19 protein-coding genes are annotated in these 24,205 nt (G+C 34.8%); all 19 read right to left on the minus strand.

Going from position 1 to position 24,205, the window contains the following annotated elements:
* A partial coding sequence (locus tag EPA86_RS01225) for an FG-GAP-like repeat-containing protein (protein ID WP_211664884.1) occupies positions 1-2,916 on the minus strand: 2,916 nt, incomplete at its 3' end.
* Positions 2,917-3,802: 886 nt separating this feature from the next.
* Positions 3,803-5,749 carry an asparagine synthase (glutamine-hydrolyzing) gene (asnB, locus tag EPA86_RS01230; protein ID WP_140601086.1) on the minus strand — a complete coding sequence of 649 codons (1,947 nt, stop codon included), beginning with the start codon at positions 5,747-5,749 and terminating at the stop codon, positions 3,803-3,805.
* Positions 5,750-5,769: 20 nt separating this feature from the next.
* Positions 5,770-6,498 (minus strand): 3-oxoacyl-ACP reductase, encoded by a 729-nt coding sequence (locus EPA86_RS01235; protein WP_140601088.1) that lies wholly within the window; start codon positions 6,496-6,498, stop codon positions 5,770-5,772.
* 24 nt (positions 6,499-6,522) lie between these two features.
* Positions 6,523-7,434, minus strand: coding sequence for a GNAT family N-acetyltransferase (locus EPA86_RS01240; RefSeq protein ID WP_170309531.1), 912 nt, complete (start codon positions 7,432-7,434; stop codon positions 6,523-6,525).
* Positions 7,435-7,529: 95 nt separating this feature from the next.
* Complete coding sequence (locus EPA86_RS01245) at positions 7,530-8,744, minus strand: glycosyltransferase (protein WP_140601092.1); 1,215 nt, start codon at positions 8,742-8,744, stop codon at positions 7,530-7,532.
* Positions 8,734-9,717, minus strand: coding sequence for a polysaccharide deacetylase family protein (locus tag EPA86_RS01250; RefSeq protein ID WP_140601094.1), 984 nt, complete (start codon positions 9,715-9,717; stop codon positions 8,734-8,736). Before EPA86_RS01250 ends, EPA86_RS01245 begins: the two co-directional genes overlap by 11 nt.
* A 1-nt stretch (position 9,718) precedes the next feature.
* On the minus strand, positions 9,719-10,966 hold the full coding sequence (wzy, locus tag EPA86_RS01255) for an oligosaccharide repeat unit polymerase (protein ID WP_140601096.1): 1,248 nt from the start codon (positions 10,964-10,966) through the stop codon (positions 9,719-9,721).
* The gene (locus EPA86_RS01260; RefSeq protein WP_140601097.1) at positions 10,967-11,488 is read right to left on the minus strand and encodes a serine O-acetyltransferase; all 522 of its coding nucleotides are present in this window, start codon (positions 11,486-11,488) and stop codon (positions 10,967-10,969) included.
* A 15-nt stretch (positions 11,489-11,503) separates the two neighbouring features.
* Positions 11,504-12,055, minus strand: a complete 552-nt coding sequence (locus EPA86_RS01265; RefSeq protein ID WP_140601099.1) for an acyltransferase — start codon at positions 12,053-12,055, stop codon at positions 11,504-11,506.
* A gap of 6 nt (positions 12,056-12,061) precedes the next feature.
* On the minus strand, positions 12,062-12,946 hold the full coding sequence (locus tag EPA86_RS01270; protein WP_140601101.1) for a glycosyltransferase family 2 protein: 885 nt from the start codon (positions 12,944-12,946) through the stop codon (positions 12,062-12,064).
* 15 nt (positions 12,947-12,961) lie between these two features.
* Positions 12,962-14,470, minus strand: a complete 1,509-nt coding sequence (locus tag EPA86_RS01275; RefSeq protein ID WP_140601103.1) for an oligosaccharide flippase family protein — start codon at positions 14,468-14,470, stop codon at positions 12,962-12,964.
* Between the two features lie 6 nt (positions 14,471-14,476).
* Positions 14,477-15,205: a dTDP-4-amino-4,6-dideoxyglucose formyltransferase gene (locus tag EPA86_RS01280; RefSeq protein WP_211664885.1), complete on the minus strand. Its 729-nt coding sequence runs from the start codon at positions 15,203-15,205 to the stop codon at positions 14,477-14,479.
* Positions 15,202-16,284, minus strand: a complete 1,083-nt coding sequence (locus tag EPA86_RS01285) for a DegT/DnrJ/EryC1/StrS aminotransferase family protein (protein WP_140601107.1) — start codon at positions 16,282-16,284, stop codon at positions 15,202-15,204. Before EPA86_RS01285 ends, EPA86_RS01280 begins: the two co-directional genes overlap by 4 nt.
* Positions 16,285-17,148 (minus strand): glucose-1-phosphate thymidylyltransferase RfbA, encoded by an 864-nt coding sequence (gene rfbA / locus EPA86_RS01290; protein WP_140601109.1) that lies wholly within the window; start codon positions 17,146-17,148, stop codon positions 16,285-16,287.
* A 2-nt stretch (positions 17,149-17,150) separates the two neighbouring features.
* Complete coding sequence (gene rfbB, locus EPA86_RS01295) at positions 17,151-18,197, minus strand: dTDP-glucose 4,6-dehydratase (RefSeq protein WP_140601111.1); 1,047 nt, start codon at positions 18,195-18,197, stop codon at positions 17,151-17,153.
* A 2-nt stretch (positions 18,198-18,199) separates the two neighbouring features.
* Complete coding sequence (locus EPA86_RS01300; RefSeq protein ID WP_140601113.1) at positions 18,200-19,228, minus strand: NAD-dependent epimerase/dehydratase family protein; 1,029 nt, start codon at positions 19,226-19,228, stop codon at positions 18,200-18,202.
* 51 nt (positions 19,229-19,279) lie between these two features.
* Entirely contained in the window at positions 19,280-20,551 is a 1,272-nt protein-coding gene (tviB, locus tag EPA86_RS01305) for a Vi polysaccharide biosynthesis UDP-N-acetylglucosamine C-6 dehydrogenase TviB (RefSeq protein WP_140601182.1), read from the minus strand.
* Positions 20,552-20,570: 19 nt separating this feature from the next.
* Positions 20,571-22,616, minus strand: coding sequence for an O-antigen ligase family protein (locus EPA86_RS01310; protein WP_140601115.1), 2,046 nt, complete (start codon positions 22,614-22,616; stop codon positions 20,571-20,573).
* A 34-nt stretch (positions 22,617-22,650) separates the two neighbouring features.
* A complete protein-coding gene (locus tag EPA86_RS01315; RefSeq protein ID WP_140601117.1) occupies positions 22,651-23,982 on the minus strand; it encodes a Wzz/FepE/Etk N-terminal domain-containing protein in 1,332 nt (443 codons plus the stop codon).
* Positions 23,983-24,205 lie beyond the last annotated feature (223 nt).

Here is a 24,205-nt window from a genome sequence, read left to right on the forward strand (position 1 = left end):
GCCATCACCATTCGTATCAGGCGTCGCTGCAACTTGCCAGTTCATATCACTGATAGTCGAGACATTTTTACTGTCACTGATTTCATAACCGTTCATGGTATATAACCAAGTAGTACCTGTACTTTGATTACGCCATAAAATATCGGCTTTTCCATCACCATTAAAATCAGCCACTGCTTTAACTTTCCAATGCGTCGCGATGATATTTACCATGCCTTGACCTACAATTATCGCGCCATCCATCAAATAAATATAGTTTTGACCAGTATCACCGTTGCGCCACAAAATATCAGTCTTACCATCACCATCAAAATCACCACGACCTGCCACTTTCCATGTAACAGGGATTTGATTAATATTTTTACTCGCTGACACTTCTATGCCGTTCATGCTGTTTAGCCTACTTTGACCTGTGGTTAAATTGTGCAATAAAACATCTGCTTTATTATCACCGTCAAAGTCGTAACGAGTAGCCTTTATTTCGCTTCCTGCTTTTATGGGTACTATTTGCCAATTGCTATCATTAAAAGCGCTTAAGGCTTGGCTACTACTAATAGTTCCTGATTGAGAAGCATCCATAAAGTCTACAACCACTTCTTCAGTGTTTTGCTTATACCAAATTAAGTCATGACTTAAATCACCATTTAAATCACCAATCATAGCTAAACGCCACTGCTGTGCTTTAGTTGGCATACTCAGCCCTGATTGTAATGCTCCATCTTGCATAATATACAAATAACCTGTATCCGTTTCCTTATTTCGCCACAGGACATCCCCATCACCATCACCATCAACGTCGGTTATATCAAGTAGTTGCCAGTCTAAACTAATAACCCCTAAACTGCTTTCTTGCTCTATGGTAAGGCCATTTAATATTAAAACCTTGTTTTCACCCGTTTCATTATTGCGTAACCACAAATCAGCCTTACCATCAGCATTAAAATCACCTAGTCCTTTAACTTGGAAATTAATACTAGCTACACCTAATTGCGCACTGGTATCAATACTGCCTGATAGCATCTGATAGGCATAGATCATCCCTGTAGAGCTATTTTGCCAAACAATATCATCAGTATTATCACCATTAATATCTCCAGCACCTATAACATACCACTCCTTTGGTATAGTATTTAACGATAGAGTACTGGTCAGTGAAACGCCTGACATTAGGTCAATTTCATTAACGCCGGTTTCTTGATGACGCCATAAAATATCTTCTTTACCATCGCCATTAAAATCACCACGCCCAACCACTTGCCATTGAGTATCTGCTCGAGTACTAGGAGAGCCAGTTTGTAATACCTGAGTACCATTCATCAAGTAAACAAAACTTTGTCCTGTTCGTTTATTGTGCCAGTAAATATCGGCTTTTCCATCATTATTTAAGTCATGCCTAGCCGCAATTAAACCTCCAATAAACTTATTAAGTGGCTCATTGTCTTGAGCATCAGGGGTACCATCGCCATCAGTATCATGATTAAGAGGGTCAGTACCCAATACTTCAACTTCATGACCATCACTTAAACCATCATTGTCAGAGTCAGCATTTAAATAATCTGTTCCTAGATTTATTTCTTGCCCATTTGTTAACCCGTCACCATCAGAATCAATATTTGCTGGTATTTTGAAACTCTTAACTAAAGATACATCAGAATAATCTGCAAAAGAATTTAGTAAAATATGATAAGTACCATTATTTCGATTATCCTCACAAACTTCATCATTTCCCGAAAGAAATGGGGCACAGTCGTAGTTATCAACTGATACATTTTCATTAAACCTGACATATAAATCTGCATCGCCTGTACCACCTAAAATGCTAATGCGAATATCTTCAGCTTCTAAAGGCACAAATAAGTAATCGAAAAATTTATCCCCTTTAAGTCCAGACAACTCTTGAATTGAAGTTGTTATGGTATATGTACTTAAAGGCAATACAGATATACTGTAACCCCCTTCATTACCATACTCATCAAACCCAGTAGTCCAGTTACTATCAGGTGACACCCCATCAATCTCAATATAATAAGTATCTGCTGGTAAAAAGCCTTGAAAATTAAACATGTTTGTTTGAGGCGATAATAAATTAATATCTCCAAGCTTTGTATTTGCGAGTATTGCACCATCACCTGTCTTTAAATTCACCGAAAGGCTTAAGTTACTAGCCCTATTTTCATTATTTAAAGCTAATATTGTTTTTACATTTACTGATATATCTGCACCTTCTAATAATTCAAAACTATATACATCGACATCATTAGTCCCCCCTAATCCTTGAGGGGAAATATGTCCAGTTACTTGTTCAGAAGGGAATGGAATTATATTAGGGTCATTCAATGTTTCACCAGAATCATCACTTACTACACCTAATACGCTCTCTAATATTTCTAAATCATCTTCATAGTTATTAGCATCTGAATATTCACCCTTGCTCCACTGCACATACAATTTCCCAAAAGGGGCTCCCATTATTGGTCCCCACACACCATGACCAGAGTCATATTCTGACGTTGAATTACCATCATGTCGTAACCCCATTTGGTGACCAGCTTCATGAGAGTGAGTCATCCCCATTGAATTAGCAGATGAATTCCATACGAAACCTGTTTTATAATAATCTGAATTTCTATTGAAAACATTTACAAAGGCAACCCCCCCCGCAGAGCCATAGAAAGAGTCAGTAGTTGTTGCTATAAGTTGTGATCTTTCACTCTTAGGTGTTGAATCATAAACAGCTTGACTCGTAGTAATATTTATATCAAAAGAGCCAAAATCCTCAGATGCTTCAAGCCAAGCCAGCCAAATCAAATACTTTTCATTATCTGAGAACTCACTTGTGTTTTGGTCATTACTGTAAGGTGTATAAGTTATATCATTACCGCTGTTGTTTTGATCATTCCAAGCAGTATTCGACAACACTCCTCCCCAATAGTTTAAAAAAAGAACTTTTGAAGCATTAGGTTTACTTTGTAAATTTTGCAAGGTCGTCAAATCACTATAATTATTTAAAAGTGGCTGATGTGTCTCGAATGGTACATTAGAAGGGGGGTAACTTTTAACATGACTATTATGAGCAATAGGAGTTATATTAAAATTACTTTTTGGAAAGTAGGTGCATTTATATGAATCTTTATTTTGTTTATATAAGGTACCTTCGCCTAAAGTGTTAATTATAGCTTTGTAAATTTCATCCTTATGGGTATCAAATAAAATAATTTCTGTAAGGATGTCGTCTTGAAAAAGCAACTCTAATGAGCCCGAATTTCCTTTCAATGATACTATTTTTCTAACTACTTTAGCTTTTGACTTATTGTTAAAACCCCTCGATTCGGTGAGCACTCTTATTACAACACCCTCAGTATCAATTCGATCTGGCATAGCAATAGTGACACTTTGATTTATACTAAGTTTCTGAGCTAAAGCAGAATTTAATTTTATTTCATTTTGCTTTTTTAAAAATGATTCCGAAATAATATTTTGATTCGTGATGGACCTAGAAGGAAATGACAATAAGCTATCCATCGCTAACACATTGTTTACTATGAATATATTAAAGATAATAGGAACATTAAGAACGAACAAAAAGTACATTAAACGTTTCATACAACTACCTTTTTAAAAAATACTGAAACCGTTAGCAAAATTAATTTTTATAAACTATTTTCCACTTTATTTTTATTAAATTAGAAATTCAAGTATTGCAAACAATAAACTTATTATAGTTCACTCATTTATAGTGTAAATAATGAATAAGTTTACATGTTGTATCATTGACTTATATATAAAAAATAAGCAAAGTGATTTATTTAATTGAAGCCTTTCTTTTTGGGTTAGTATCCAGCCATACTTGAAGCATTAATACATCCCATAAATAAGCAGCGTTATTACTATGACCTGAAAGGTGATCGGTCAAAGTTGACTGGACAATATCGGCATTCAATAACTTTTGACGACTTAAGCGTTGATGCGACAACAAATCGCAAGCCCACTCTTTTAAATCAGCTCTAAGCCATTGATGGATTGGCACCCCAAAACCCATTTTAGGTTGATCCATCAATTTTTGTGGTACATATTGATACAACACCTGTCTTAACAACCATTTCCCGGTATTGTCACGCCACTTCATCTCTTGGGGTATACGCCATGAAAATTCGGCTAGATTATGATCTAACATGGGAATTCTTCCCTCAAGACTAACAGCCATTGCAGCACGATCAACCTTGGTTAATATATCACCCGGTAAATAATTCAAAGCATCGTCATATATCATTGCTTCAAGCTTCGAGTCAAAATCAACTTTCAATTGTTCACTCCAAGGTGCATTACTACCTGTACTATTTAACACAAGCTCGGGGGCATTTTTCCAGTGTGTCATGCTTAAGCTATAAAGCTGGTCGATGTTATCGGCAGTTAACCACTCACCTAGTCGCCTTAATTTTGGTCCTAAAGCACCATCACGGCTGTATTTTTTAGCGGCTGGCCCTAAAAATGAAAACAATGTCTCCAACACGCCAAGCGGCGCGTGAATTAATAAACTTGATAATAGACCTCTTGCGGGGATCCAGCGCATTTTCCGCCATAAATCCATGGTTGCAGGGTAACGACGATAACCAGCAAAAAGCTCATCACCTCCATCACCACTTAAACAAACGGTAACTTGTTTCTTTGCCATTTCACTGACAAGAAATGTGGGGATTATTGAGGCATCGGCAAAGGGTTCATCAATGATCCCTCCTAATTTACTTACAACATTAAGTGCATCGTTGGCTGTTACATAGTGTTCAGTATGATCTGTACCTAAATGTTGTGATATTTGCTTAGCTTGATCTGCTTCATTATAACCAGGAACATCAAAACCTAAGGTAAATGTTTTAATCGGCTGAGAAGATTGGGCTTGCATCATTGAAACAATGGTTGCTGAATCTATTCCACCAGAAAGAAACGCACCTAAAGGAACATCAGACACCATACGCAAAGATACAGCCTGTTTTAACTGTTGGTCTAGAGCAGATATTGCCTCTTGCGGGTCTGTAATCATGGATGCTTGCGCTGGCTTGACACTATCAGCATAACGCCAATAAGGCGAAATATTAGTTTGACTACCTTGTTGCCATTGCAAGTAGTGTCCTGGTGGCAATTTTTTCACTTGCTGATAAATACTATGAGGTTCCGCTATATAACTTTTTTCGAAATAACCACAAAGCGCATTGCGATCAATGCTAAGTGTTAGTTCAGAACAAGTCTCAAGCGCAGATAATTCAGAAGCAAAGTAGAAGCTTTCTTTATTATCATAGAAGTAAAAGGGTTTTTCACCAAACCTATCTCTAGCTGCAGATAACAGTCGAGCTTTTCTATCCCAAAGGACAAAGGCAAACATACCATTTAACTTGGATAATGTTGTTGTCATGCCCCAAGTCGATATTGCCGCTAACAAGACTTCAGTATCAGAATGACCTTGCCAAGTAGAAACACCTATAGACTCAAGCTCTAACTTAATTGACTCATAATTGTAAATTTCACCATTAAACACCAGAATATAGCGTTCGCAGCGCGATACCATGGGCTGATGCCCTGCGGGGGATAAATCGACAATAGAGAGGCGTTTATGCCCCAAAAATGCACCTGCCTCTTGCCACTGCCCTTGGGAATCAGGACCACGATGATGAATAGCATTAAGCATTTTTGATAATTGACTTGAGCCTTTTGAAGATTCTAAGTTAGCATTAATAAAACCGGCAATTCCACACATTGACTACTTTCCTTTTTCAATTAACTAATGTGCATACCGCCGTTAACTGATAAATCAGCTCCGGTAATATAATCGGCATTATTACTTGCTAAAAAGCAAACCGTATTGGCAACATCTTCAGTCTCTGCAAACCTTTTCAAGGGTATTGTTGCTTTTATTGCTTCTTGAATCTGTGGCTTTATTTTACGGATCATATCAGTATCAGTATAACCAGGAGACACTGTATTAACATTTACATTATAACGAGCACCTTCTTGCGATAAAGCTTTTGTAAAACCATGAATGCCTGCTTTGGAAGCACTGTAATTAGTTTGCCCAGCTTGGCCTTTTTGTGCATTAACAGAAGAAATATTGATTATTTTTCCTTTGCCTTGCTCACACATAATGGTAAATACAGGGTGTGTTAGGTTATATAAAGACAGTAAATTAGTGTTAATAACTTTTGCCCATTGTTGTGGAGTCATCTTTAAGAAAAAAGCATCATCTGTTATGCCTGCATTATTAACTAAAACAGATAACTCACCTTCTGTAGCAGCTTCCCTAACAAAGTTACTACATTGTTCAATATCACAAATATCGACCTGCTTTAAGCAGCCATTTTCACCTAAGGCAGCATTCCAAGAATCAACCTTTTCTGATGTATTTGAAAAAGTTGTTCCAAATACAAAAAAGCCTTGTTGCGCTAGTTGTTTTGATATTTGAAAACCAATCCCACCAGTGGCACCTGATACTAAAGCTATTTTTTTCATTACTTTTTCATATCCTTGTATAAGTTATAAATCACAAACTGCTAGAGTTAGTGGTGAAAAATCATAATTATCCTGTTCTGTTTGCCAGCTAGACAAGAAAAAAGGCATTGTTTTATTCAACGGTAACTTCCAACAACCTGCATGCAGTTTATCTGCATAATTTCCTGTCGAAGAAGACATAATAAGAGTTGGTCGGTTAGTTCGTACAACTTGGTCAATGGCATCTCCATTTGAAGCGTAATGCACCATTAAACTTACAGGGCCTTTAAAAGGCTTTGAGATAGTCAATCCTATTGCATTATTTTTATGTTGAATCAGATTTACCGTATAGTTAGAGAATGGTGCATCAAGGTAGCGCCATGCAATGAAAGCTAAACTATTTTCTAAATAAATCGTATTTTCAGGCATTGTTTGTTGCCAAAATGTTTCAGGTAATGCTTCTAATTCAGCTCTACTGGTTATTTTTTTACTTTTATAAGATGAAAAAGGCCATTTGAATTTTGGCATATATGCCGAGAATTCAGGCTTAAACTGCATTTTTTGACGTTTCCAGCCGGGTAAAGCATTTCTATTTGGGTGACCAAGCAACCAAATATTTTCTTCTGCTAAATAAGTTTTGGCAAACTTGATCATTTTAGTAAATAAACTTTTTTTTCTATGTTCTGGGTGTGTTAACACATTAATTGCAAAGCAGGCTTGTTGAGATTTACCATTAACCTTAAGCACTAAAGGAATTAACGCAATAACACCAATATATATTTGCTCTTCTTCTACTAAAACTAAGGTTGCTTTTCCTGCAGGATTTTCTAAATATATCCAATTTAAATAGGCATCATTTAATACAGGGTGGTTTTCATCATAATAAGCTCTACTTAACTGCTTTAATTTCTCAAATTCGCTCACATCCGCCTGCCGAGTAAAAATCGTAAAACTCACTGTAAAACTCCTGATAGTAATATTAATAAACAATAAAGAAATGACGAAAGAAGCACACTCTCAATTATGTTTCTGGCGTTAAAATGGTACGCTAACTAACCATAGGTAACCCCATGCACATGATCAAAAGATTCTACCATAGAATCAATCGAATATCGTTTTACTACGCGCAATCTATTTTGTTTCCCTAGTGCTTCTCGCTCTTTTGTTGGCATAGATAGCATGACTTCGAGTTTGTCTGCCATAGCAGTACTGTCATTTTTATCAACGACCCAATTTTGCTTATCCATTACTTGCTTGACGTCTCCTACATCAGTAGCAATACATGCAAGTTCAGTTGCCATTGCTTCTATCAATGCGTTTGGAAATGATTCACTAATGGAGGACAGGATCGATATATCGGCAATATTTAACAATTTAGGAATATCAGCTCGTTTACCGAGTAAACGTACATGGTTAGCCGTAAAACAATTATCAAACTGCTTTAATATTTCAGCATTTTCTAGTGTGACATTGTTTCCACAGGCAACAAAAATGAGTTCACTTTGTTGCTCAGCATTTAATCGAGAGTATAAAATACGTAAAGCTTTGAATAAACTAGCGTAGCCTTTTTCTGGTACGTATCGGCCAACACATATAAGTACGGTAGCATCTTCGTCAATAGCTAATTCTTCCCGTATAATCTGCCGACTCAAATTTTCAGGGGAGTATTGCTCAGTTGAAAGGCCATTAGGTATCACTTGCCAGTTTTTTAAACTAAACCCTATCTCTTGATGGGCATCACGAGCTGCAAAAGAGTTTGACACGATAGCATCAGGTGTTCTTGATACCAATGCTAATATTTTTTGGATAATAAACCGCTGTGGCTTAGAACGCAAAGAAGCAAAAGGTAAACTCCTGATATGCCAAGTTATTTTAGTGCCTTTTGCTAAGAAAGGCTTTAACAAAAAGGATAATAAACAAGGATGGTACAACCAACAACATAAGTTAGATGATTGATGTGAAGACATTACTTTTTTAATTTTTTGAAAAAGACCAATTGAAAAAAAACCACCTTGCTGGTTACATTCAATTAAGTTTACACCTAACCGCCTAATTTGAGCACCAATGGTATCACCATCACCAGCTGTTTTTAATACGATCACTGTATGATTTTCACATGGGAGGTGACTACTCTTAATATACCTATATAATGTAGCTTCTGTCCCTCCAAAGCCATTTAAATCAGTAATAATATGTACTAGTTTGGCTGGCGATGCCTCGTCAACACCTGTTTCACTTTGCTTTCTTTGCACTTTCTTATTTACCATTCCTTACTAATGCCTCTTGAGCAGCCTGCTCCATAGTTGCACTTTTAAAATCATACTTTTCTTGTAATATCTTATAATGACGTAGAACCTGCTCTAAATTACTCATGTTTTGTTCTACATTGCGACCAAAATTATGAGGGTGCCACCAAAGATGACAAAGCCCACCTTTCTTTGCAGTACGTGTCATACTCCACTTTATTCGCCATAATCGAAGCGCTTCAAACACTGCCAACTTTTTATTCCAAGGACGAAAAAACAAACTTGCAGGAACGTCTACCATGCCACTACAGGAGTCTACCAAAGGCTTTTGACGTAACGATCCGCTCAAAGGTATATAAGAATCAAGCAAACGAAAAGCTCTTCTTAAAACACTTCTCCCTTCTCTATTCTCTGGCTGATATGCCCAATGAGAAGGGTTACCACGATAGCAAACAAGTCCTGCATCAGCACAAGCTTGAAGGTATTCTCCATTAAACTGATTTCGCGGAAAAACTAAACTATTAAAGTGAATATCATAATGGGATGCTGCTACAGAGTTACTTTGTAAGTCAGCTCTAAACTCTTCTATTGATTGGCCATCTTCTAAACAATAATAATGACAAAAAGTATGGGATGCTAACTCTTGCTTATCTGTTGAGATTATTTTCCTTACTAATTGTGAAGCGAATAGCAACTTTTCATCTAACTTTAGCATTTCGTCTATTTCAGGGTAAGGGCTAAAGTTTTTATCTTTATAAGATGGGTATTGCGTTGGTTTTAACTCTTCAAAGTTTTGTTTGTTTTTTGATAGTAGCGCGCCAACAGTTGCCCAAGTACAAGCCACCTCATATTTTTCAAATAGGGCTAATAACTTAGGGACTACCTCATGAACATTTAAAAGTTGTTGATGATATTCTTTACCTCGAGAGTCCCTGACTCCCCACAGAAGTTCAAAGTCTAGAGAGATAATCAAGAAGGAACTAGGATTTGCCATATTAAAGACTCTTACTCATAATTTTTATTGGAGGAATGCTTGATAAAATGAGTTTTATCACAAAAAACAATAGCAATGTATATACAAATAGAAAGAAAACACCAAACCAAGCAGGCATTAGAAAAAAGGCCCAAGCATACCAAAGCATATCAACCTTCATATCACTTTCACCTATCATTTTAGTGAAAATAACGCTCATTGTGCATAGGAATAAAATATATAAAAAATAGCCACCAAACCATAATGGGTTTAACATCAGCCAACCAGCCAAGCCAGGATTTGTATTCCAGTCACCTACATTAAATGTCCAGTTAAAGTCGCCTACAGCAGTAAAAGCAGTTCCTAAAGGAACGTTTCTTGGCTCTCCTAGACTTTGATCTAAAATAATGCCATGTAACCCCTCTAACCAAAATGGATAAAAGCCCCCCTGAAAATATATGTCCTGAAGTTGGTTAGAAAAACGTCCAATTTCAGATACAATAGAAACAGTTTGTAGTCGGCTAATTATATGCTCAACACCTGAATAGACCGCATGAAAATACCCTTCTTTCAAACTTTCATCAAACAATTCAAAAATAAAATAATCTAATGATTGGTCAGCACCTTCTCCTAAATACAGCCTAAATGAAAATTTAAAAACCATTAATATTGGATAAAAACAAAGGGTAATTAGGCCAACAAAAAATAGCTTTTTAATTTTTAGGGTTTTATTTCTAATTCTTTTTGAAACTTCAAAAAACAAAATCAATAAAAATATATCAGCTCGCCCTCTAAGAACTGAGGATACTATAGCAATAGCAAGATTTGGCTTAAAAAAGTATGAATGTCGATAGAAACCGTAATAAATAACAAAAAATAAATCAATTGGAAAGAAAACCCAAAAAATAGAAAAAATAGAACCCGTTGATGTATTTCCTGAACCTGCTATATTGACACCGTTTAGTAAACTAAACGCAATGAAAAAAACTTGTAGTATAAGTAGAAGTACACCTATTCTATTTGCTGAAAGTTTTTCAAATTTAAACTTAAACTTAGGTGATTTAATTTTTATTAAGCTAGAGAAAAGAATAAATAAAACAAAAAAATAGCTACTACAGACTAAAAACGCCGAAAGAAATAAAGAATAATAATCTTTAACAACATTACCTTTAACATCACCAATTAATTCCCCTGTTTGCAGCATAATCCCATAAGCTAATAAATTAATTATTATAAAACCTATCCCAAATAAAGCTCTCCCTGTTAGCATTTACTTTATTTTCCTCGCTGGGATACCAACATATGTAAAACCTTCCTCACAATCTTTAATTACAACTGAGTTAGCCCCAACAATTACGTCATCACCAATATTTATTGCCCCTAGTATTTTCGCACCAGTAGATAAAACAACATTGTTTCCTATTCTTGGTTGATTGTCCTTACTTGTTAATGTTATATCTTTATTACCCATTGTAACGCCATTAAAAATTTTGCAATTATCACCAATTACTACATCAGCACCAATAACAATATCATGGCCATGCATAATCATAAGACCTTTACCAAGCTTAGCTTTTAATGAAATATCACTTGCATAGAATAAATGAATTATGTATTCAATAATAAAAGTAAAAATAACTCCAACTAAAGGTGTGGACTTCAATGTTTGTCCTAATCTAATCAAAAAAACAAGGTGCAGCGTATGATTTAGAGCAAACCATTTTAGTTGTTGAAAAAAATTAGTACTTTTTGTTGCTTGTCTTAAATCATACTTAAAGAAGGTTAACCCCATACTTGATCCTCATATCTATTTTAATAAATGCTCAATAACAAGCTTCTTTTTAGAGTCCAAAGATAAATTAGTATTATTAATAATTAGTAGGTTATTGATATGTTTTTCATAATAATCTTCAATAGTACATATTTCTCTTGCGGGAACTCCGCCAATAACAATATTTGAAGGAATATCCCCTTTGACAACAGATCCTGCAGCGATAACAACATTACTCCCGACTTTAGTGTTAGGTAAGAAAATAGTTCTTGTCCCAACAAACACATTATCACCTAACTCAACTCGCCCAACTAAAGAATATCTTGAATATATAGTAGGTAAATCGCTTCCTTCAGAAATTAATGGAACCTGAATCCCACCATCATGAGTATTAAATGCAATATTATCAGTAAGTAAGCAATTTGAACCTATACTTATTAGATAAGGCTCACTTCCAAAAACCTGAGTGCCAACAAACTTGGTTTTTTGACCTACTTTCATTCCTTGTTGGATAGCGTTTTTTAAAGATTGAGCCCTATGGCATTTTATTAGTAGCTTATATAGCAATGAGAAAAATTTATTTAACATAACAACCTAATTTGGAATAACAAACGTTTTATAGAAACTTAAATCTTTTTTTAAATTAAACAGCCCTTTAACCGAAAGAGTAGATAAAGATAAAAGCAAAAATTTAAGAGCTAGTAGGATTCTTTTCCGCTTGACACAAGAATAAAACATTAACAGTGAAGGTGAAAATATTGAACTCTTACAGTCTGAATAATCTTCTTTGAATGACCTCATGCTTTTTAGCATTAAAGTCACAACCCCTGAACCACTTGACGAAATTCCAACACCAACTCGATATACGGTTAATGCTTCATCATTAACAAAAGTTGCGTATCCTGAACCAACAGTTACAACATTTTTGTAATAATCGACTACATCAAAGTTTGGTCGCTTTTCAAGTTTAAACTTAGAGCGATACATATGAGAACTATTTGCTCCAATAGCAATATACTTAATAATATCACTACGATAATACTTTCGATTGAATACATCAGAACTATCAATGTTATCAGCTAATAGTTTATCTCCTTTTATAAACAATGAGCGAGTCCATAGTAAATTACAATTAGAATGCTTATCTAGAAAGTCAACTTGCCTTTGTAACTTTGATTGCAACCAATAATCATCGCCATCCATATGACATATATATTGTCCATTTGCTCTAGCATGTGTATCAACAAAGTTTTCGAGTGCTCCAATATTTTCATCTCTTAGTATTGGTTTTATGTTTGAGTGATTAGAAGCAAAGTCTTTTATTATATCTCGAGTATTATCAGTTGAGCAATCATCACTAACAATCACTTCAAAATCAAATTCTGTTTTTTGTTCAATGATGCTTTGTAAGCATTTCTCAATATATTCTTCTTGGTTATAAGTAACAACACAAACAGTTACTTTTGGCATTTTACTCATATTTAAAGCACTCCTCTATACATTAATTTTTAATTGCAATTTTAGTTTAGAGCGAACTTGCTCTGAAAAAAGCATACTACTACTCAAAATCAAAGTGCTGACAAAAATAACAAATAAAATATTTTCCACTCGTCCTTCTAACTCAATCTCTATCAAAGATATTAAAGTAACCAAAGCGGCAGAAGGTAATATGATTTTCAAGACATCATTCCACAACCATTTCAAATGTAACTTAGGCTCTAGTTTTGAGTGCACATAAGCAACCCATATAAATAAAAACAATACATTCATACTTAACCAAACATAACCAGCTCCTACACCGCCATAGACTGTAGCCGCAAAAATAATACTTGGAATCAAAATTACAACTAACCCTATATTACCAATCAAATGATAGCGCAAAATACCTTTGGCATATTGCAAGTAATAGACAAAAGCTGCGACGGATAAAAATAAATTACCTGCTGCATATAATTGCAAAATAGGGGCTGCTTGTGCCGCTAGCTGCGTATCACCAGTCCAAGCGATAAGAAGAGGCTTAGCTGTTGCAACAAGGGCGATAGCCGCCGAACCAGCTATTATCGTAACTAATTGGGTTGACTTACGATATACTTTGATTAATTCTTCATGTTTATTTTCGGCATTTAAACGCGCCATTCTTGGCATAATAGCACTGCTGATAGGCCCACTTATTATCATAATTCCATTAGCCACCAAAACAGCTAAAGTAAAATAACCATAATCTTTTAATGAGAGAATACCAGACAATACTAGCTTATCAGTTTGCGTTACAAAGACCCAAACTGAAGCAGTAAATGCAATAGTGAGAGAGAATTTCAATATTGGTTTAACCGGTTTAAATGACCAGCCTATTACTTCGTTTAAACTGTTCTTTCGTGGTAATAAACGGTGAGTTTTTTGAGCTAATACGACTATCTCGATAATAGCAACAATAAATTGATGGATAAAAAATACTAAAGGGGTAAATCCATAGCACCACATGGTTGCAAATACACCGACAAACCGTATTGTAGCAATGGTTGCATTAAAGCAACTTAGCCAAACCAGTTTTTCTGAACCTGTAACAACGCCGCGGTAAAGGCCTGTCATCCAACGTAAAGCAACACTTATTGCCATAATTTGGACTGCTACGACTACATCTTCAACAGGTAGCGTTTCTAGGTTTAACCATTTAGTTGCAATTAAAGTTGAAGATAGGAACAGCGCACCACCACCAACTATAGCTACCACTACAAAAATCACGGTTAATGCACGGTATAATTGTCTATACGTTAAAGCAGAAGTTGCTCCTCCTTGATAACGAGCGGTTTCTCTACCAATAGTAGGTGTTAAACCTAAATCTAGTACGGCAAACCAAGCTTGTAACATGGCAAAAAAACCCACCAGACCATAAGCTTCACTGCCCATATACTTGATATATAATGGTAACAAAGCTATGCCAACTATTGTGACGTAAATCTGACTAGTATAGTTTGCTATTATATTTCGTTTTAACTGAGACAAGTTTTATTATTCTTTATCTAAGTTTATTTTCACAAACACTCGTTGACCTTGATCATCAACAAAATATGCATTATTAAAATCACCATGAGTTAATGCTCTTAATAAATCTATATGCTCAGCTAAAGTGCCACTTGAAGAGAGATCTAATTGGCTTAACTTTTTGAAATCTTTAATACCATTATAGTTACCATCATTACCTAGTTTTTTACTAGTATACTTTTCGTGAACTAAATCAAGTAAGTGATTATTTATCAGTTCTTTTTCAGCAGATACAACTCTGTTGTATACGTCTAACGATGTATCGCAAGATTTGATAGCAACCTCACTCTGATAAATAACATCACCATGATCAATTTTTTCATCCATTAAGTGAATAGTACAACCAATAGGTTTCTTATTAAGAATTGAAAATACCTGTGGAAACCATCCCCTATTATATGGATTTAAACCAGGGTGAATATTGATACACCTTACAGTATCAACTAATTTTTTGGGGAAAATTTGCTTACAATGGGCTGAAATAATCAAATCATAAGTAGAGGTAATTAAATTAATAATCTTTTGATCTTTCATATCAACAACAGACATACCCAATCTTTTCAATTCACTAGGTGATTTATTAATGATACTATACCGATAGTCAAACTCAGCAACTTCTGTTGAAATTCTCTTACTAACAGATTGGAACTTAGAAACAAGTTCTACATTATCAGAGACAACAAGCACTTTTTTCACATTAAAGCCTTTTTCAATAAATTTGTAATCATAATAACATCAGAAGTCGTCATGTAATAATGCAATGGTAAACATACAGTCGTTTGCGATAATTCTTGACTATTTTTATTTGAATACACTTTTAGGTCATCAAATACATTATCTAACGAAGGTGAGAAATATTGACGGTAGTGAATATCATGTTCTTTTAAAATGCTTTCAACTAACATTCTTTGCTCAGCATTTTTTAGTTTTATTGGCATATAGGCGCCATTAAAGTTAGCTCCTTCATGCCACTCTGGCATTTCAACAATAGCTTGCAAACCACAACGATAAGCTTCAAATAACTTTGCTCTATGACTAAGTATATTGTCTACTTCATCTAGCAATGTTAACCCTACAGCGCATTGGTACTCATTAAGCTTGGCATTAATCCCTGCTTCAGTTAATTGACCATTTTCACCTAAGCCAAAATTAATTAAACGCTTAGCTCTTTCATAATCAGCTTTACGTTTAAAAATAATGGCGCCGCCTTCAACAGTATGAAAAACTTTAGTGGCATGAAAACTGAGTGTACTTGCATCCCCATAACTTAGAACAGATTTATCAGCAATATTTACCCCGAAGGCATGAGCTGCATCATAAATGATATTGACTTGATTATTTTCCGCTAACTCTTCAAATCTATCCACATTGCAAGGATTACCATAAACATGTGTTGCTACTATAGTATCAATGCTTGAATCCCTATCTAGCGCTTTTTTTGCTTGCTGAGGGCATAAATTATACGTTGCATTGTCAATATCACTAAAAGATGTTTCTATACCTTGCCAAATTAGTGAGCTGGCGGTAGCAACAAAACTAAAAGGTGTGGTTAGTGCGTTTTTGACATCAAGTGCTTTATAGGCTACTTGTAGCGCTAGTGTACCATTGGAGACAAGAAGTAAATTTTCAACACCTAAGTACACTTCCAAGCGTTTCGTTAATTGCTGATGTAAAGGCCCAAAATTTGTGTACCAACCACTGTCATTAACCTGTGCTAAGTAATGGGTTAATTTTTCTAAATTAGGTTTAATGGGCTGGTTTAATTTAATTGTCATTTATGTGATTAAACTCATTAAATACTTCCCATAACTATTTTTCATCATAGGCTTTGCTAGTTCAGTTAACGCTTCAGCTGATAGCCATTCGTTATTAAAAGCTATTTCTTCTAAACAAGCTATTTTAAACCCTTGACGATGCTCAATCGTTTGTACAAATTGTCCTGCTTCAAGTAATGACTCATGAGTGCCTGTATCAAGCCATGCGAAACCTCGTCCTAGTATTTCTACACTAAGCTCACCTTTTTCAAGATAGGCGTTATTAATACAAGTTATTTCTAATTCACCACGGGCAGATGGCTTAATTGATTTGGCAATATCTACAACACTGTTATCATAAAAATATAACCCTGTTACAGCGTAATTTGACTTCGGTTTTACTGGTTTTTCTTCTATTGAAAGAGCTGTCATTTTTTCATCAAACTCAACTACACCAAAACGCTCAGGATCTTTCACTTGATAACCAAAAACTGTTGCACCTTTTTCTTTTTGGACCGCATGAATAAGCTTTGGAGAAAACCCTTGTCCATAAAAAATATTATCACCTAAAACTAAGCACACATTATCATCGCCAATAAATTGCTCACCTATAATAAAGGCTTGCGCTAATCCGTCGGGGCTTGGTTGAACTTCATAACTAATATGAATACCAAACTGTGTACCGTCCCCCAACAAGCGTTTGTAGCCACTCATATCATCTGGTGTTGAAATAATGAGAATATCCCTAATTCCGGCAAGCATTAATACAGATAATGGATAAAATATCATTGGTTTATCGTAAATAGGTAGTAACTGTTTAGATACACCTTTAGTTATTGGGTAAAGGCGAGTTCCAGAGCCTCCTGCTAAAATTATTCCTTTCATCTTTATGTACCTAAACGTTCACGTTGATAAGAGCCATCTTGCACCCTCTTGCACCATTCGCTGTTGGCCAAATACCATTCAACAGTTTTCTTTAAGCCTGTTTCGAAGGTTTCTATTGGTCTCCAATTTAACTCTTTTTCGATTTTACTTGCATCTATTGCATAGCGTATATCGTGACCTGGACGGTCTTTAACAAAGGTAATCAGCTCTTTATAATCTAACGATTGTGGAACGAGTTCATTTAAGGTGTGACAAATAGCTTCAACTACTTCAATATTTTTCTTTTCATTGTGTCCACCTATGTTATAAGTTTCACCAACTTCACCTTCAGTTACCACTTTATACAAAGCTCGAGCATGATCTTCTACATAAAGCCAGTCTCGAATTTGCTCTCCTTTGCCATAAATAGGTAGGTCTTTACCCTCCAAAGCATTTAGTATTACTAGTGGAATCAATTTCTCAGGAAAATGATATGGGCCATAGTTATTTGAACAATTTGTAATAACTGTTGGTAAGCCATAAGTCCGCAACCATGCTCTCACTAAGTGATCGCTAGATGCTTTTGAGGCTGAGTAAGGGCTACTTGGCTCATACGATGTTGTCTCTGTAAATAGGTCTGTTGTACCCTCCAGATCCCCATATACTTCATCGGTAGAGATATGGTGGAACCTAAAATTTGCCTGAGCATTTTGACTGAGTTTCAGCCAGTATTGTCGAGCTGCTTCTAATAAAGTGTACGTTCCTACAATATTAGTCTCAATAAACTCTGCGGGTCCATCAATTGAGCGATCTACATGTGACTCTGCCGCTAAGTGCATAACAGCATCTGGCTTATGTTGTGCTAAAACACGATCTAATTCAGCCCTATTACATATATCAACATGTTCAAACTCATATCTATCTGAATCTTGAACTTCTTTCAGTGACTCTAAGTTACCTGCATAGGTTAGTTTATCTAGGTTAATCACACTATCTTGAGTATTTTTGATTATATGACGAATAACTGCTGAGCCGATAAACCCAGCACCGCCCGTAACTAATATTTTCATAATTAAACTCTATTTAGAAACTCAACATACCAAGGCATTGCTTTTTCAATACCTTGGGAGATATTAAACTCAGGTCTATAACCCAATGCATTTTTAGCTTTTGAAATGTCAGCTTGCGAATGCCTTACATCTCCAGCTCTAAAGTCACGATATGTTGGTTCTAATTGAACTGCTATTTCATTCTTCACTAATGAAGCTTTTATTGCACTAAATAAGTTATTAAGAGTTGTTCTATCACCAACAGCAACATTATATACTTCATCTTTTACTTCTTCTGGTGCCGTAGCTGCCAAAATGTTCATTTGAACTGTATTTTCAATAAAGCAAAAGTCTCGACTAGTCTCACCATCACCATTAATAAATAATTCATCATTAGTTATCATGGTTGCAGTCCACTTAGGGATTACCGCAGCATAAGCCCCATTAGGATCTTGACGCTTACCAAACACGTTAAAATAACGTAGTCCGATAGCTTTAAAATGATATGTTTTAGCAAACACACTGGCGTATAACTCATTTACGTATTTTGTTACTGCATAAGGGGATAATGGGTTCCCAATATTTTCTTCCACTTTTGGTAATTCAGGATGATCACCATAAGTTGAGCTACTCGCCGCATAAGTAAAGCTTTTAACTCGCGCTTCTTTAGCTGCAGTTAGTATATTTAAAAAGCCTGTTATGTTGGCCGAATTTGTCATAATTGGATCAGCAATTGAACGAGGAACGGAGCCTAGTGCCGCTTGGTGCAAAACATAGTCGACAGAAGAAACCGCCGTTTGACATGTTTTATATTCTCGGATATCTCCCTCAATAAAGGAAAATTTTTGCCACTGCTCTTGTGATACTATGCTTTGAACTTCATCAAGATTATGTTGATGACCTGTCGCAAAGTTGTCCAAACCTATGATCTTTTGGTTCAACAATAATAAGGTTTCAAGTAAATTGGAACCTATAAAGCCTGCAACACCAGTTATTAACCAAGTTTTTGGTTCTTCAATTAGCTGTTGTTTTATTTCTTCAAAACGAGTCATACTTTCTTCTTCTATAAGTACATTCTATAACATGAAAAATCATTGTGATTATTAAAGCCGCATATCAACTGAATCTTTTGGTAACAAATATTTTAAATCATACAAAACATGTGCATCCTTACCTAGTTTACGAATGTTCTCTACACCTAACTCCTTAAACTCTTTATGTGCAACAGCCAAAATAATGGCATCATATTTTCCAGGTTCAGGGGTAATTAATGGTAAGCCGTATTCTTGTTCTGCCTCATTGCTAGAACACCAAGGATCGGTTATATCAACATTTACGTTGTAATCTTTCAATTCATTTACAATATCAGTAACTTTAGTGTTCCTTAGGTCAGGACAATTTTCTTTAAACGTTAGCCCCATAACCAAGATATTTGCATTATCTACTTGAATTCTATCTTTAAGCATTTGCTTAACAAGTTGAGATACTACATAAGCTCCCATTCCGTCATTTAAGCGACGACCTGCAAGTATCATTTCAGGGTGGTAACCAACTGTTTGAGCCTTATGTGTCAAATAGTAAGGATCCACACCAATGCAGTGTCCTCCTACCAACCCTGGACGAAATGGTAAAAAATTCCACTTAGTACCTGCCGCCTCTAATACTTCTAATGTATCAATTTCTAATTTATTAAAAATAATAGATAATTCATTGATTAGCGCAATATTGACATCACGCTGTGTATTTTCAATTACTTTTGCAGCCTCAGCAACTTTTATCGAGCTAGCTTTGTGAGTGCCTGCAGTAATAATCGATTTATATAATTGATCTACCTTTTCCGCTATTTTAGGAGTCGACCCAGCAGTCACTTTCAAAATATTTGTGACTCTATGCTCTTTATCACCTGGGTTAATTCGTTCAGGGGAATAACCAGCAAAAAAACCTTCGTTAAATTTAAGTCCAGATTTTTTCTCAACAACAGGAATACACACTTCCTCAGTAGCGCCTGGGTAGACAGTAGATTCATAAATAATTATATCCCCATCATTCACAACACCGCCAAGCATTTCACTCGCTTTAATAAGTGGAGTTAGATCAGGCTGCTTATGCGCATCAATTGGCGTTGGAACCGTAACTATATAAATATTAGCTAGCTTTAAGTCAGCCACCTCGCATGAAAAAGACAAATTAGAAGTTGCTGCCAACTCCACATCAGTTACTTCAAGGGTACTATCTGTACCTGATTTTAGTTGTGATACTCTTTCTTGGTTTATATCGAAGCCAAGTGTATTGTAGTGCTTACCGAACTCTACTGCTAGAGGCAGGCCTACGTAGCCTAATCCGATTATAGCGATAACATTATCATTTTCATTCATTGACATTAGATCCGTTACTTTATTTTAGCTTGACTCTAATAGAGTCCGGTTTTATAAAAATTCGCCTATACTTATTACTTGTTTTATCATATGTGGGGTTTAACAAAGTAATGACAAAATAACCTAAACGCGACTCTTCATTTTTAATTGTAAAATTATAATTTTTAAATTCATTTTGTTCTACTCTTATTTCATTTGTTTCAGCAATTTCATCGTTTACAATAAAGTCCCAATTCAATATGGCTACCTCATCATGAACTAAATTTCCTTTGGCAATAAAATCAAGTATAAGCTCCCCATTATTTACCAATACTACAGGACTGTAAAACCGTACTTCTTTTACAAAATACCAAACTGTCGAAAGTTTTCTAACTGGTACGTTAGTTAGCCAGTTATTGGGCTCTTCAAGTAAATTTAATTGTGATGTAACATTTATACAGTCTTTTCGTTCCGACAAAGTCAGCCAATTAGTATTGGCCATGGCAACAAAACTACTCTTTAAATAAGGATAGTGACAGTGAGTAACATTGTCGTTGAGTAAATTAAATTCATTTTTATCAAGTTTTAAATCTCCAGACTTAGAATCTTTTGCTATTAATAATTTATCCTCGATCAAAATGGGCTCTTGGAAAAATGTTCGAGATTTTAACTGCTTTAACAACCTTGCTTCATAGCTTTGATGAGCTAAAAAATAATTCCGTTGAAAATAAATAAACGATATAAATAAAAACAATACGCCCGATACAATATAAATATATCGACTTTGTATTTCTGTATACCTAAGTTTTCGTTCCTCCTTACCCTTTAAACTGGCAAAGATTACAACGATATAACTTAAACAAATGATATAGGGTAAGCTATGATCTATTGGATAATCTACAAATAAAGAAGTTAAAATTGAGCCAGTAACAACTACTGGTAATTTATTATTGATTTTATAAAATAAAAAAGACAAAAGAGATAAACCTACAGCACCAGAGGTTATCAAAATTTGCAATATTATATTATGAGTATTAGAAAATTCAGCATTATTTAGTCGAAAAGCACCATTTGAAACACCAAAAAATGGTGCTTGTGCAATCGACTTTAATGCCATCAACCAAATTTCAGCCCTATCCGTAGCAGCTAAAGACAACCTGATAAAAAAATCCCCTAAACTCAATGGTACTCCATTATATAAAGGACCAATATAAGGTAAATGATTTTGTAGTTTTAATATAACATGCTCATTAGCAAACATTAAAACTAGATGGCTAAAAATAATAGTAAAAATTAGCCAAGCAACTTTTTTTCTTAGAGAAATTTTCATTTGTACTAAACATAGGAATATACTTATCCCCAGTATCAAATAAAAAACACGTGAGCCAACCAAAAGCCCTGAAGTAAATACTAAAATAACAACAATAGTAGTAAAAAAATTATTAGTTTTTGCTAGCTCAAAATTCAATTTAAAACGTACTACTATAATAATGAAAATAGCAAAGATAGGAGCTAAATCAGTGCTTATTCGAAATAACCCATTTATATTTTTTGTTGGCCAAACCTCCGATGATACAAAAAATCTACCGACACTTTTAGCCGCTTCAAAATCAATATATTGCCAAATTGCTATGCATGCTAGAAGTGAGAAGTACGCCCAAGGTAAATAGCACGAATAAGAAAAACAACTAAGTGAGAGGGTTGATTTGTTTTGAGGTAATGAGAATAAGAAGATTAATGCAGGAAGCGACATAGTAATCACTATGTAAATAGCTCCTTGATTAATAAGCTCCGATATATTGTCATAGCGGTTTCTATTTAGATATAAAGATAAAAAACATACAGCAAAGTATGCTAGCAATAAGAGTAACTCTTTTTTATATTTACACCAAAAGTTATTGAAACCTATAGTGGCATAAATCTTATAAGGTAACAGAGCACCAATTAGAACAATGCTAATTGCTACCAATGAAATAGATGAATTGTACCATATAGCAGAAGGGCGAAAAGTTGCAAGAAAAATCAATACCAGAAAGCTACCAACATGCTTCGCTGGTAACTTATGTCGTTCGTTTATTACATCCATTTAATTACAACTTATTTAGAAATTAGGCTACTACTTATTTTCTATTAGCAACAGCCAAGGAAAAAAGAGCAATAACCAGCGCCAATACACCACTTATTACGCCTCCTAACAGAATAATTAACGCTCTCTTTGGTTTAATTGCCTTTTTAGTTAATATAGCCTCTTTTTTTAAGGTATAACTCTTAACATTATCAAAGTCTATCGTTTTTGATTTTAATTGGGCAATTGTATTTAAAACAGTAGGTAATGAAGTGATGTAGGCATCATCAGACTCTCTTTCTTTCAAGGCTTTGAGCTTTTGGTCATTTTTTATTTTGGCTATTTTCGACTCTATTTCATTAACTTTTATCAAAAAAGGAGCATCATCTTCTCTAGCTTTCAGTGTTTTCATTAAAGTGCTAAGGTAATTTGTACCCATTAAATACAATGGTAAACTCTGGTTTTCCGAAAGAGTAATACTGGTAGTTGTTTTACTAGCTTTATTATTTAAGTTATCTAATCTAGTTGGGCTAACTATATTTAATGATTCTGCAATTGCAAAAGCTTCTTCGGCCTGTGCTATGCGCGATACTCTGTCAGCAGTAGCCTTACTGATTAATAACTCTCTCTGTTGATGTAACTCATTAAGAGTTAGAGTGTTTTCAGATTCAATCTTACTAATCAATAATTCTCGTGTCGATCGTGCATTTTCACGTAATAAATCAATTTCATCTTGCTTAATTGAAAGCTGTAAGATCTTTTGTGACTTCTGGTCTTGCTCCAAGTTATTTATCAATTGTGAATTGCTATAACTAGTATAGTTATTTAAAACTTCTAATAACAATGCTTCATTAGTATGTTGTAGTGAAATTGAAAAGAGAGATGGGTTTGTAACGAACTCGTCTTTACTAACCTTAGGCTCTAGAATTTCTATTCTAAAATTAGTATAAAACTCATTAAATTTCTTATCTAGATCTTCTATTGTATAGCTTTCCGGATATAATTTTTCTAAATAATTATTACTTAAGAGATAACTTTTAAATAAATCTTGAGAACGGATTATATTATAATACTCTGTAAATAATTCAGTTTTACTATATTTAATTAAACCTGATTGGTCCAACTTTACGATTGACGCTGCTTCAGGTAAGGATAGTTGAACGGAAGACTGATAGAGTTTAGGTACAGACAAAGCATAAAAAACACTTAGCGTAACACCAATTACAGTAATTAATGTTATCTTTTTCCACTCTCGTTTCAAATTTATAATTAATGCAATAATGTCAATGCCATCATCCTCATACTCTATATGATCAGAATGTCTCGCTTTCATTATTTGGGAATGTTTTTTATTTCGACTGTTATCAGTGTTAGTTATATCGTTCATTATTATCAAATTCTTATTATTAGAAGCAATTCAATCACCATCACTTCTTTGTAAAATTCACTTATAAATAAGGGAGGCTAAATATAGCAAAATGTATTCTATTTGAAGGGGGGGCTATAGTACAGAGAATAGTAACAACAAAGTGTATAGTTTGAGATACTGTAGAGATTTTAATATATCGCAATATATGTGCCCTACACGAGTTATTGATTACCAAGTGGTA

Source organism: Litorilituus lipolyticus (assembly GCF_006439335.1).
In the GTDB taxonomy this organism is placed as follows: domain Bacteria; phylum Pseudomonadota; class Gammaproteobacteria; order Enterobacterales; family Alteromonadaceae; genus Colwellia; species Colwellia lipolytica.